The organism is Bacteroidota bacterium, assembly GCA_039111535.1.
Classification (GTDB): Bacteria; Bacteroidota; Rhodothermia; order Rhodothermales; family JAHQVL01; genus JBCCIM01.
Genome location: JBCCIM010000191.1, coordinates 1 through 12,689 on the forward strand (window position 1 = coordinate 1; position 12,689 = coordinate 12,689).

General features: G+C 52.7%; 13 protein-coding genes. 2 read left to right on the forward strand and 11 right to left on the reverse strand.

What is annotated here, in order from left to right:
* Positions 1 to 551: 551 nt before the first annotated feature.
* From AAF564_21810 to AAF564_21860, 11 genes are all read right to left on the reverse strand, one after another.
* On the reverse strand, positions 552 to 1,379 hold the full coding sequence (locus tag AAF564_21810) for a flagellin (GenBank protein ID MEM8488202.1): 828 nt from the start codon (positions 1,377 to 1,379) through the stop codon (positions 552 to 554).
* Between the two features lie 1,019 nt (positions 1,380 to 2,398).
* Positions 2,399 to 3,238, reverse strand: a complete 840-nt coding sequence (locus AAF564_21815; protein ID MEM8488203.1) for a hypothetical protein — start codon at positions 3,236 to 3,238, stop codon at positions 2,399 to 2,401.
* A gap of 69 nt (positions 3,239 to 3,307) precedes the next feature.
* Entirely contained in the window at positions 3,308 to 4,252 is a 945-nt protein-coding gene (locus tag AAF564_21820) for a flagellin (GenBank protein MEM8488204.1), read from the reverse strand.
* Positions 4,253 to 4,388: 136 nt separating this feature from the next.
* A complete protein-coding gene (gene flgK / locus AAF564_21825) occupies positions 4,389 to 5,786 on the reverse strand; it encodes a flagellar hook-associated protein FlgK (protein MEM8488205.1) in 1,398 nt (465 codons plus the stop codon).
* Between the two features lie 35 nt (positions 5,787 to 5,821).
* Positions 5,822 to 6,370, reverse strand: coding sequence for a hypothetical protein (locus AAF564_21830; protein ID MEM8488206.1), 549 nt, complete (start codon positions 6,368 to 6,370; stop codon positions 5,822 to 5,824).
* A gap of 95 nt (positions 6,371 to 6,465) precedes the next feature.
* Positions 6,466 to 6,765: a hypothetical protein gene (locus AAF564_21835; protein ID MEM8488207.1), complete on the reverse strand. Its 300-nt coding sequence runs from the start codon at positions 6,763 to 6,765 to the stop codon at positions 6,466 to 6,468.
* 11 nt (positions 6,766 to 6,776) lie between these two features.
* Positions 6,777 to 7,898: a flagellar basal body P-ring protein FlgI gene (locus tag AAF564_21840; protein MEM8488208.1), complete on the reverse strand. Its 1,122-nt coding sequence runs from the start codon at positions 7,896 to 7,898 to the stop codon at positions 6,777 to 6,779.
* A gap of 12 nt (positions 7,899 to 7,910) precedes the next feature.
* Positions 7,911 to 8,537: a flagellar basal body L-ring protein FlgH gene (locus AAF564_21845; protein ID MEM8488209.1), complete on the reverse strand. Its 627-nt coding sequence runs from the start codon at positions 8,535 to 8,537 to the stop codon at positions 7,911 to 7,913.
* Between the two features lie 2 nt (positions 8,538 to 8,539).
* A complete protein-coding gene (locus AAF564_21850; protein MEM8488210.1) occupies positions 8,540 to 9,259 on the reverse strand; it encodes a flagella basal body P-ring formation protein FlgA in 720 nt (239 codons plus the stop codon).
* A 57-nt stretch (positions 9,260 to 9,316) separates the two neighbouring features.
* Positions 9,317 to 10,105: a flagellar basal-body rod protein FlgG gene (gene flgG / locus AAF564_21855; GenBank protein MEM8488211.1), complete on the reverse strand. Its 789-nt coding sequence runs from the start codon at positions 10,103 to 10,105 to the stop codon at positions 9,317 to 9,319.
* 58 nt (positions 10,106 to 10,163) lie between these two features.
* Positions 10,164 to 10,886 carry a flagellar hook-basal body protein gene (locus AAF564_21860; protein ID MEM8488212.1) on the reverse strand — a complete coding sequence of 241 codons (723 nt, stop codon included), beginning with the start codon at positions 10,884 to 10,886 and terminating at the stop codon, positions 10,164 to 10,166.
* A 364-nt stretch (positions 10,887 to 11,250) separates the two neighbouring features.
* On the opposite strand from AAF564_21860, the gene AAF564_21865 reads away from it, so the two are divergent.
* Positions 11,251 to 12,309, forward strand: coding sequence for a glycosyltransferase family 2 protein (locus AAF564_21865; GenBank protein ID MEM8488213.1), 1,059 nt, complete (start codon positions 11,251 to 11,253; stop codon positions 12,307 to 12,309).
* A gap of 93 nt (positions 12,310 to 12,402) precedes the next feature.
* Positions 12,403 to 12,689 (forward strand): hypothetical protein (locus AAF564_21870; GenBank protein ID MEM8488214.1); only part of this gene is annotated, 287 nt, incomplete at its 3' end.

Sequence of the window (12,689 nt, forward strand, 5' to 3'; positions counted from 1 at the left end):
TACGTTCATTTCTTTTGCTCGCCCAAAAGAAACGAACCAAAGAAAAGGGCACCACCAAATAAAAACGCACTTTTATCGCCATACGCTCAAGGCCTCCTGAATTTTATTCAGGAAAACGCTTCGATAAAAGTCCCTCGCACATCGCCGCGCATTTGGTGGACGTCCAGCACACTAAATTGCTAATAACGAACTGAACTTTGACAGCTACTATTTTTTCTGAACACCCTTGATACCGAACAAGGGATTTTGAATGTCGAAGGGGTTGCGGTGCTGTGAAAGGGGAGGCGTTCCTCGGGCACTTCACACCGTCATGCTGAGCCTTGCGAAGAATCTGGGCAGACTGAGATACTAAGGTCTAACATGCTTGTGATGGAGGGGAGGGAGACTGTGGCGAAAGCTGCATACCAACTGAATCTTCGCATTCCATTAAGACCAACGAAGTAAAAACCGACCCTCTAAGCATTACCTCTCACTCCTCACTCCTCACAAAAAAAGCCGCGCCCGGGTAACCCCGAACACGGCTTTTGTGCTTACAGAAAGGTCTGCTTGTCCTACAGGAGGGAGAGTACAACCTGAGGAGCAAGGTTTGCCTGAGATATGGCAGCTACACCGGTCTGCTGCAGGATCTGCAGTTTCACGATTTCGATCTGCTCTTTTGCGAAGTCGGCGTCTGAGATCCGGCTCCGGGCGGCTTCCTGATTGATCATGTTGATGTTCAGGTTCTCAGCTTTGAACGTAAGGGCGGCCTGGTTGTCACCAAGGCTGGCCAGCGTAGACGCGATGGTCTCGATAGCTGTGTCGATGTTGCCCAGTGTTGTGTTGGCTGAGTTGGCTGAAGATACGCTTACAGCCGCTGAGCCTACGCTCAATGCGCCAGTTGAAAGTGCACCAACAGTTACAGAGAATGTATCTGAATCTGCAGATCCAACCTGGAAGCTGAATGCGCCTGTGGTGAATACAGATACGCCGTTAAACGTAGAGCTGCTCACGATTGAGTTGATCTCTGTAGACAGGGCGTTCAGCTGGTTGTCGATCAAACGACGCTCAAAGCTACCCAGTGTGTCATTGGCACCCTGGATTACTTTTTCTTTCATCGTCATCAGGATTTCCTGAATCGTTGTCAGGCTGCCTTCTGCGATACCCAGCATAGCTTTGGCGTCGCCGATGTTGGCAAGTGCCTGAGCCTGTCCACGAACCCGAGATTCGAGTTTCATAGAGATTGAGAATCCAGCTGAATCATCTTCCGCAGCGTTGATGCGAGAACCAGTTGCAAGACGCAACTGACGCGTGCCGAGCTCTGAGTTTGATTTCTGCAGTTCAAAAAGAGACTGCATGGACTGGATGTTGGTGTTTACACGTGTCAAATCTCCAAATGCCATGATTCTTCCTCCGAATATTTAGGCTTGGTAGATGAATTTGCACAACGGGACTGGTGCGAACAATCCTGATGGCAATGGCGATCAGCTCGCCGGCAAGTAATGCGATCGGTTCGCATGCCTTGTGGGACAGGTATCGATCAGTAGTCCATACTTTCGTTTATGGCTTCTCTAAGGCCGTAATCGAACTATACAATGTGTCGAACATGGAATGACCTTCGGGTAACATTTTCCTAAACTGCTAGCGATTAGGAAATTGTGGGTGCTCTGGTCAAACGGCCTGTGATTCAAAAGCACTTGCTTTTCAAAACAATGGGCTGAAATACAGATTACCAGTGGTCAGTCTATGTGTGCGGTGTCAGGCTTTGTCAACAGCTGCTTAAGCGACCCGGAGGGTCATTCAGAAACGTGAGTTGTGGGACCTGGTCAACGCGGTGACTGTGTATTGGTATGGGTTTACAGGGATGGTAGATACCTGTGTGGTGTTGCCTGAAACTGTAAAAGGGTGCACATTTACTGGAATTCGTGGTTGCATCAGCCAAAGCTTTGCTCACTATGAATGGGTGGTAGAATGTGCCGACCATCTACAGGTCAAGCGTGGGTTTTGGGTCCGGGTGACAACTCCTATCCGCGGCCGGCTTTTTACAGATCGGTTATCGCGTCGACTCTGATCGCAGGAATTATCTGCCCTGGACTCTATATCGTCGGATGGGATGACGACTAAAGGCAGTGCTTAAAAAATTGATTGGTTTTTTTGGAATCGCCGAATTTGGGGAGTGTTGAATGCCGAGTGAAAGTGGCCTTCAAAATTCGGAATTCTTTTTCGATCTCTATTTGATTGGGTATCCGCGGGGATGGCTGGTGACTTCGCCGGGCAGCATGAGGAAGGGGCTGCGAAGTACGCAACGCCGCGTGGACACACCCCGCTCACGACTGCATCCTGACCGCTCCTCTCGAGAGAGGCGGTTGCCTGGACTTGATAGTTGGCAATAGAGGAATCATTCCATAGCCATACAAAGGACTTATGGATTCAAGTTCAGGGCGCCGGATTCTGTCAGTTTGCGGGCTTCCTCGATTTCGCCTTCGCGGATGCAGAGGGCGACCAGGCGCCGGCGGAGGAGTTCGTTGCGGGGTTGCTTGGCATAAACCCGGCGGTAAATGGGCAGGGCTTTGCCCGACCAGCCCTGCTGCACCAGCGTTTGCAACAACGCATCTGTAAATTCGAGTGTGTTGCTGCCGGCCAAAAGCGCTGCGGCTTCTGCTGCATCGTCGGGCTGACGCCGGTAAAGGGCCAGCCTGAACCAGTCTTCCTGCAAGCCGGTTGGCATTGTTTTGACACCTTTGGGGTACGCAATGCGCAAGTGTTTGTCCACTTCATCCCACGCTTTCAACCGCCACTGGCACGATGCCGCGCAACGGTGGATTTCTTTTTTCGACAGACCATGATCCCAACCCGCGGTCCGGCTTGATACTTTGGTGCCCATGAGATACGCATAAGCCGCTTCGTATTTGTGTCGTGCCATCATCACTTCAATTTTGATGCAATGGGCTATCCACTGATTGGGGAAAATAGCCAGCGACTGATCAGCCAGTTTTATGGCTTGCTCACTTTTGCCGGCTTGCCACATCGATACGGCAAGTCCCGTCTTCAACTCTGCTTTCTCAGCATCAGCCATGTTGCTGCCGGTGTTCAGAATCATGCGCAAGGAGCGCGCACGGGGATCTGCCATCTTTTGTTGCAAAGCGGTCAGCGGCGTTGCCGGCTGTTTAGACTTTTTTGGTGCTGTGCCCGGCGGTACTACAGGGATTTTGTAGTTTGCCAGAAAGGAATGCTGGGGCTCAAGAGAAAGAGAGTTGATCATGACGGTATGTGCTATCAATAGGGCCGGAGAATCCCGGGCATAAAGCCAGGTTGACGTGCTACAAAAAACCTAGATGAAATTCAGTAACGTGGTTTCCTGGAGAACTGTGGCTGTGAGCTGCAACGATGTTTGCAAATTTGTTTGTGCGCGCTGGAAGTCGAGTAATGCAGCTGCAAGATCAACTTCTTCTACATCCGAGCGCTGACGGGCAACAGCAATCGACGCCTCAGCCAACTGGCTTTCAGAAAGGTCGAGGCGGTTTACCACACTGCCTACTTCTGATCCCAGGTTAATAAAGTGGTCGCGGCTGGCTTCAATACGATCGATACCCGTTTTCATGGCATCAAGGTCATTGGCGCGCAAGGCATCAATCATGTTCTGGATGCTTTCAGTTGCTGTAAAGTCAGCTGCGCCGTCTCTGTCCTGGTCGACGCTAATGGCACGTGTGCCGTCGATATTGATATCAAGGTTAGCGTCCGGGCCGATCTGACGTTCCACCGCATCGCCATTGCCATAATACACCACATTTGCGGCGTCACTTGCCGGATCTGCAGCGTCGAAGTCAAAAGGTTTTACACCGGTACGAGTACCAGAGTAGAGGTATTCTTCGCCGGCTTTTGAGTTTAGCAGCTCAACAACGTTCTCCATAAGCCCTTCCAGTGCCGTTGCAATTTCATCGCGTTCAGATTCGGTAAGCGTTGAGTTGGTGGAGCGGACACCCAGGTCATAGGCTTCAGCAAACACATCGGTAACGAGGTCGAGGTTCTCCTGCGTATGATCGAGCCAGGCGCGCGCATCGGTAATTGCCCGGTTGTATTGCTCATAGCGCTGTTCGAGTACTTCCAGTTGACGGGCTTTCTGGAACGAGCTTGCGTCATCCGAAGGGCGGTTTACGCGTCGGCCGGTGCTCAGGCGCTCCTGGGTCTGCGCAAGCTCCCGCAATTTCGGATTCAGGCTATCTGTAATAGAAGCCTGAGACAGGCTTGTTGCGCGTGAAAGAGGAGTAGAGTCCATGATGATTTCTTGTTTTGGTCAGGCGCAAACAGGCCTGCAGGAATTGCGATTGATAAGATGCCGTCAGGTGGCCAGTTTAGAGAGCCCGCAGGGTAGACGGCCAATAAGGTCGAGCAGCCAATAAGGCCACAGCCGGTTAGATTGACAGTAGCGTATCGAACATGCTCTGTGCTGTATTCAGCACGCGGGCAGCTGCGGCAAAGGACTGTTGGAACTGGATGAGGTTGGTTAATTCCTCATTCACTGAAACGCCGGACGCCCCGCGCTCGAGTGCATCCAGATAGTTTACAACTGCCTGGTGGCCTTCATACTGCGCATTGGCAGACTCGAGCTGGCTCCCGACATTGCTTACAATCGAGATTGAGAAGTTTTCGAATGTTTGGTCGCTCAGCGTTACTTGCGTAGCGGTGCGCTCACCGAGAATGGCGGCTGCAATGTCGTTGTCGCCCGTAGCTGTTGCATCCGGGTTATCTGAGGCTGCGATGAACCGCGCTTCAGAAATATCACCAGAAATGGCGATGGTGCCGGCTGCCGTACCGGTTGGGTCGAAGAAGTTGCGGCCGGTATTGCCATCAAGCCCAAACCCGCCCGCGTGCAGGGTGTTAATGCGGTCAACCAGCGAAGCTGCAAGCGTATCGAGGTTTTGCCGCGTGTCTGCCATCGTCGAGTTGATGGTGCGAAGCAGGGCGCCGATGCGTCCATCATCCCCTGCTGGCGCATTGTAGCTGAGGCCAGAAGTTTCGTACGTGAGGGTTGGCGGATTGCCAAGCGTGTCGAGTGTGAGGGGCTCAAAGTCGCGCCCTTGCACAACGGTTACGCTGTTTACGGTGATGTGGTATGTTTCCAGTTCGGTCACTTCCACATTGATCGGCGCCAGTTCCGAAAGGTCGGAAACAAGCCGTGCCCGCTCATCTTCTGCGATGAGGTCTGGCGCATTGTTGGCCCGGGCAGCCTGGATACCCACATTGAGTTCAGCAACGCGTTGTAGCTTGGTATTGAATTCTGTAACTGCAGCGTCAAGGTCATCAACGATCTGTGCATTCAGGCGGTCGAGATCACCTCCAACACGGTTTAACGTGCCGGCAAGGGCATTCCCACGTGCAAGCAGGGTTTGCCGGACACCGATATCTTCAGGATTACTGGCCAGGTCGCTCCACGCGTTCCAGAATCGATTCAGCACATCGGACAGCGAACCGTCTACGTTGACGGGCAAGAGGTTTTCTACCGCAGAAAGCAACCGGGATTCTTCATCAGCTGCACCGAGGCCGGCCCGGGCTTCCCATGCGGAAGAGGCAAGCAGGTGGTCGCGGATGCTGTCAATGCTCTGTACGGAAACGCCCAGGCCAAGGCTTGTATTGTTTGGAACCTGGATCTGGACGCCGTTGCTGGTAATGGCGTCTGACTGTAAGGAAACCCGCCGCCGGCGGTATCCTTCAGTTTGTTCGTTTGCTATGTTTTGCCCAATGGTGTTGATGGCTGCGGTGCTCGCCTCAAACGACCGTCGGGTCAGTTCAATGAGTTGATTGATGCTCATGATGCCGTTGTAAGTTTAGATTCAGGAGGTGCAGATCAACCAACTTTGTTGATCATCATGCGACGGTTGGAAGACAGTTTTTTGTTGCCCGTTGCGGTATAGATTTGGACCGGCGGGGGCGAAGTTGCGCCGTGAATGGCTTCAATTAACGACTGGCCCAGGTGCAGGGCATACTGCAGGGAATAGGCAAGCTCTTTACAGCTTTCTTTTACAGATGCTGCGTCTTCAGGCAGTTCAGCCGCCAATTCTGCAAGATGTGCTTTGAGCTCCCGGTCGGGCAACTCGGTAGCAAGGGCAATGACGAGCGACTTCAACTTCTGCTTGTCTTTGCTGAGGTTGAGTAACCGGGCCATTTTGCTGATAATTTGCTCGCGCTGGTTGCGGAGCTTCTGGAGCGAATTGATTTCCTGACTTGTCAGGAGGGTTGTGTCTTCGATGAGTTCGCGATCCTGTTGCCGAAGGGCACTGAGCTGGCGGTCGACGTGCAGTTTGATGCCATTCAGGGCTTTGCGCTCTCCTTGCAAGCCAGTCGCCAACTGTTCGGCGAGGGCCTTGATCGTTGCTCGTTTTTCTTTTTTATCCATGATTCCTGAATTGAATTAGATATTGATGTCCTGCTTTCGGCACGTGCGAGCACAGGGCTGTGCGTCAGCCGGCGTGCACTCATGTTGTCAGCTGGTTACTGTTGTTGCCACTGCTTAAGTACCAGCTCAGAAATGTTGAAGGTGCCGTTGTCTACGAGGTGCTCGCTGAGTACCTCGGTCATTACACGGCGTTGTGTATCGCCATAGGCCTTCATCCAGCCAGGTCCATCGTCTCCTGACAGATTGGATTTGAAAAGCTGCTCCGTCATCACGTTAACAAACTGCTCTACGAGTACCTTTTCGAAGGTTTTTGCAGCTTCTTCCGGAGTTTTTGCCTGGGCCGGGTTGGTATTTTGGGCCGTATAGGAAGCCTGTTGAAGTGCTGAGATGTCCATGTTCAGATAGGTTATAAGATGACGAGTTCGCCTTGCAGTGCGCCGGCGCGATCGATGGCCTGGAAAATGCCAATTACATCCCGGGAGGTTAGCCCCAGGTCATTGAGAGCTGCTGCCAACTGATTGACGTCGGCATTGGGGCCGAGCACGACAGATTTGGTGCCATCTTCCTCAATCGAAGCTGAGCCCGCTGCGCCGGCAACCGTTTCACCCTGTCCAAAAGGATTGGGCTGTGACACAAAAGGGTCGCTCTGTGTGGCAATGACAATGCTACCATAGGTGACCAGTACTTCGTTGATTTTCACGTTTCCGCCAGCGACGATAATACCGGAGCGTTCATTCACCACCACGCGGGCCGGTACATCGATGGCCACTGTCATTTCTTCCAAAGAAGCCATGAGGGCCGGTACACCACCAGCATCAGCCGGTACTGCCAGATCAATGAGGCCGGCGTGTGTTACCGTTGCGGCATCAGCATAGGTGTTGTTGATGGCTTCGGCCACGCGGGTTACGTTGGTGAAGTCGGGCTCGTTCATCACCAGATTCAGGTTGGCTGCATTGGTCAGGTCGATTGGAATCGCCTGTGTCACAACTGCGCCATTTGGGATACGTCCGGTATTGGTATGGTTGATCTGAACCGATGTCCCATGACTCGATGCCAGAATGGCGCCTGTAGAAATGGGACCCTGCGCCATGGCGTAAACGGCACCTGTTGACGGGTCGACAAGCGGAGATTGTATCAGCACACCGCCTGAGAGTGAACGTGCATCTCCCAGCGCAGAAACGGTTACGTCGAGGGTGCTTCCATTGCTACTGAATGCGTCTATGCTGGCCGTAATAATCACGGCTGCTGCATTTCGAGAAGTCAGCAACTGGGCGTCCACGGTGATGCCAAACCGTTGCAGCATGTTTGTGATGCTAGAAATGGTATGCGGCGCGCCCCTGCTGCCGCGGGCGCGGTCGCCCGTGCGGTCGAGGCCTACGACGAGGCCGTAACCGGTAAGCTGCATCGGGGCAGCCTGCTCAATGTGAATCAGCTCTTTAAGACGGACAACATCGCCGTCTTGCGCGTAACCCTGGGCAGGCAGTAAGCCAAGTAGCAGTGCTAAAAAGAAATACTTGTAGTTGTACATGCGTGCGATATTTTAATTGGATCCTACTGCGATGGCTGCGCCGACTACAAGCAATGTGGCTACACCGGCGAGTGCGCCAGGGCCCATGAGAGCACGTTTGATGCCCCCTGCTTTTTTGTATTCGATGATGGCGTTTGCCAACTGATAAGAGAGAATGGTGTTGTTGCGGCTCACGTCAAACGGACGCACGGAGCCCTGTACTTTCAGAATGTGTGTTTCGCCATTGACATGCAGCGAGCGCTCTCCTTCGATCAGCAGGTTGCCAGCCAGGGAATCAACGCCGACCACCAGGGCCGTCATGGTACCTTGTAGCAAGTCGCGCTGAACGGATTCGTTTTCTTTCTGCGCCTGGTTGTTGAAGGTGGCGTTGACGCCAAAGCTGCCGCTTATATTTTCGGCACCGTTCACGTTACCTGCTCCGCCAAGGTTGGAGCTTGTTGACCGCTCCCAACCGCTTTTCCTTTGGGCCGAGGTACGCTCTGCAAGTTGAATTGTGAGGGCATCGCCAACACGAAAAGCCGTAATGTCTGCATAAAGCGATTGCTGTGCTGCTACGGGCCGTGCGCTAAGCAACACGGCGAGTGCTAACAGGAGCAACGTCATGCCAGTTACCCAGGAAATATTAAAACTTCTAGTCATGGTTATTCGAGCGTTTCGAGCCATACCGCTTTGCCTGGGCCCGTTATGCGGGCGCGGTATGTTTTGTTGGTTGCAGGGGCAAAAAGTTTGATTTCGTCATTGACGAAGCCGGCCTTCCTTGCCTTGCAAGTAAATTCGAGAATGAACTGGTCGCGTTTGTAAGTCATGATGACCGATGCGCCAAGGGCCACATCGAGCGCCGGACGGAGGTCGTCTGCACGCAGTGCGCGGTCTTCAGCAAGATGTTTGCTTGCGAAGATGTCACCGCGTACCGAGAGCGCCTGTAGTTTTGCCGGCGTCATCGGATCGCCACGATACCGTGTGGTCTCCATCCATAAAAATCGAAGGTCGTTTGCTGCCACAGGCGTTTCCTTTTTCAGGGTGCGTGTTGCCACGGCCACAGAATCAAAATGCGCCACGTACAGCATCGCCCATCCCTGTTCTTGCCAGCCCTGTGGTGTTTGCTGGTGTACCTTCACCTGCACATGGGCCCGCGGCAACGCTGTGGATGCCGGGAAATGCAATTGCAAAGGCACTTTAGCGTCAAGCTTTCCGCCGGTCCGCAGCAGGCGGACCTCAAGTCGGTCTGCTGCATCCGGAAACCGGGTGAAAAGCGACTTTTGGGCTGCTTCCAGGATCTGGTCCTGCAGCGTCGGCTCATCCGGAACGAGCAGGGGGGCTGGGGCAAGCAACAAAAGGGTTATGTATATCAGGAAATGCATGGCTGGCAAGCGGCTTGCCCGGCCATCCGTTAACCAGATGACCGGGTGCGCGTCAGACTATCGTTTGATCTGGTTGGCCTGAGACAGCATTTGGTCTGCTGTGGTGACCACTTTGGAATTGACTTCGTAAGCACGCTGTGCCGTGATCAGGTTTACCATTTCCTGCACAACAGCTACGTTTGAGCTTTCAACAAATCCTTGCCGGATGACACCGAGGCCATTTTCGCCGGCTGTGCTGATAATGGGTTCACCGCTGGCGGCTGATTCCATGTAGAGGTTGCCGCCAATGGCTTGCAATCCTGCGGTGTTGTTGAAGCGCGCCAGTTCAATTTGCCCAAGGATTACCGGTTGTGCATCACCTTCGATGTATGCTTCAACCGTACCATCTTGCCCGATGGTAACCCGCGAGGCATCAGGTGGAATAGAAATTTCTGGTTCAAGAGGGAGGCCACCCTGGGTCACGATGGTCCCCTCTGAACTCAGCGTCAACGTACCGTCTCTTGTGAAAGCTACGGTGCCGTCTGGTTTAGCAACCTGCAAAAAGCCTTCGCCATTGATGGCGATGTCGAGCGGATTGCTGGTTTCTGTAAAGCTGCCCTGTAGGAAGTTGCGAACGGTTGCTATGGCCGTTGCACCGTGTCCCATTTGCAGGGTTGCCGGTGCAGCTGCGCCGGAATTCTGTCCTTCACCAGGAGCAGATACGGTTTGGTACAGCAGGTCGTTGAACACGATCGTTGCACGCTTGAAGCCTGTGGTGTTCGCATTTGCAAGGTTGTTTGCAATATTGTCGACGCCTCTCTGCTGGGCCATCATACCCAGTGCGCCGGTTCGAAGTGCTCTTAACATGAGGTTAAATTGGTCTTGAGGTTATAGCATAAGAAGAAGTGCAGTGCAGGAATTGGCGCTAGAACCTTGCGAGTTCACGCGATGCACGTTGCAGGTACATATCAATGGTGCGCATGGCCTTTTGCTGTGATTCAAAAAGCCGCGAGTTTTCAATTAACTCGGTCATGGCAGCCAATGCATTGACGTTGCTCATTTCAACCTGTCCCTGAAGCAGGGAGGGGTCTTCAATGTCAGTCGGGATTTGTCCGTTGGCTACAAAGGAAGCGGTGTCGATACGCTGCAATTGTTCAGGGTTGTCAAACTGTACCACCCGAATGGTACCCATCAGTTGTCCATTGAACAGGAGGTCTCCGTTTTTGCGGATTTCGATGTCTCCTCCTTCAGGAGGGAGGTCGATCTGACCGGAGGCACCTTCGACAACAAGGCCGCCGGCGGTTTGTAGGGCACCGTCTTCGTTCAATAGAAACCGGCCGGCCCGGGTGTACTGTGATTCACCGGTCTCCGGGTTATTCAGTACAAAGAAGCCTTCGCCGTCGATTGCCACGTCGAGCGGATTGCCTGTTGTTTCAAGGCCGCCGGCCCGGTGGTCTGCCCACTGCTGCATCTTGCGCATGCTCACCGGAGCGCCTTCTGCATCAATTTCTTCATTAAGAACTTCCGTAAAGATCCGATCCTGACGGTATCCCACCGTGTTTGCGTTTGCAAGATTATTTGCAATGCGCTCAATGTGCCGCATATTCGCAGCCATTGAGTTATAACTGTTTTCTAGTCGGAGTAGCATGGTAATCTGTAGTTAGGTTGCCACGCCTTCCAACAAAGGACTTGCCAATGCGCAGGCATCATGCCTCAAATCTATGCTGGGTGACCCTTTGTTTCGGGTGCAGGAATAGGCTTTTTATGCTGAATTTGGCCCTTTCAGCCAGTTGAAGGACTGAAATACCCGGGCATGAATGATGGGGGGTAGACTTGAAGGGAGGGATGAGGGCAGCCCTGCCGTGTGGGAATTTATTTTCCAAGGTTCGGGGCAGAAATTGCCCGTACAAAAGACCCGTATCGGAGCGTTTGGGCTGCGTTCTCAAGGTAGGCCAGGCGGCAGGAAATTTGTCTGTGAAAAGAATCTCTTATCATGCTAGCCTAAGTAATTCATGTTGACCACAACGCTTAATCCGCACGTAGCGGCACAGCCAACCATAAAAGATCTCGCGGTTGAAGACGTAACCGTCGTGATGCCATTCTACAACCGCATTAAATTTCTGCAGCATTATATAGCAGAGGGGTTTTGGGATGGCCTCAAGCTCCAGCTTGTATGTGACGGGCCGGCGCAGGCTATGTTATCAGATCTGCATACCCTGGTCGCACCCCATGAGCACATCCACGTCCACAGTTACGAAGTGAACCAGGGACCCGGCTATGCTCGGGCCACTGGTATAGCGCGGGCAGAAACACCCGGCGTTGTGTTTTGTGACGACGACGACTTCATGACGGACGGCGCGGCATTCCTGACGCGTTCGAGTCAGCGACTCAACCTGCATCCGGATGTACTGTTTACTGCAATGCCTGATGTTGCTGCGTTTAATGAGCAGCTTGCGCACCGTATCCAGTACGACCGCCGGCAATTCCACGGCAAAACCGGGCGGGAGCTCCTGACCTTTCTCGTGAAAACCGGCGAGATGCGATTACTTGGACTTGGCTCGGTATTCCGCACAAGCGATATCAATGGGATTTACCCTGAAACGTTTTTCAAGGTGAGCGAAGACTACACCTTTCTCGCCCGACTGTGCGCAAAGTACCCCGATCGCAAAGTGTACGTAGAAGAACGTGGCATGTATATGCGGCTTATCCAGCAAAACTCATTGTCTTCCAAAGCCTCGTATTCGCTCGACAAAATTGTGATGCATCTTGTTTCCATGTTTGTTGGCGCATATTACCTGTTCAAAATGGGCATGCTGCGGACCGCCATCTTTCAGCAGATATTGCGCAACAGGGGAGACGTATTGCTGCAATCGTACAGCAAGGGCAAAGAAGCAGCAGATATGATGGCCGCTTTGCTTGATGGATCCCGAAAGACACAGTTGTCGGGTGAGCAAAAAGCAGCTTTTGATTTTTTGCAGAGCAAGAAGCACCTGTTGCCAGAAGAGTTTCTGTGGCTTGTTGGTTGGCAGCCCCCCCAGGTAGCCAAGCGCACCGATTGGAATAGCATTTGATTTATCGCCCTTAAGGCCGGAAAAGCTACTTATTCATAGGCCATCAAGGAAAAGAACACCCTTAAGTAGGACATTTCATCACTGAGGCATATCATGGATCAGAATCAGTTCCTCGCCAAAGAGGAGATCAAAAAACGTATTCAAGCAGGGCAATTGGACGAAGCTGAAGCATTGCTTGCAGTTTATGAAAAGAAGTTCGGACTCGACGTATTGTACTACCTGCTGACTGCCATCGTGTCATTAGAACGTGATGATACCCAAACGGCTGAACAAAAGCTGTTTTCTGCACAACAACTGGCGCCCGATCAGTTTGAAGTGTTGTATCTACCACTCAAGCGCATACGTATAATCTTCTTTTTTCTCGTAAAGGCTGCCCAGTA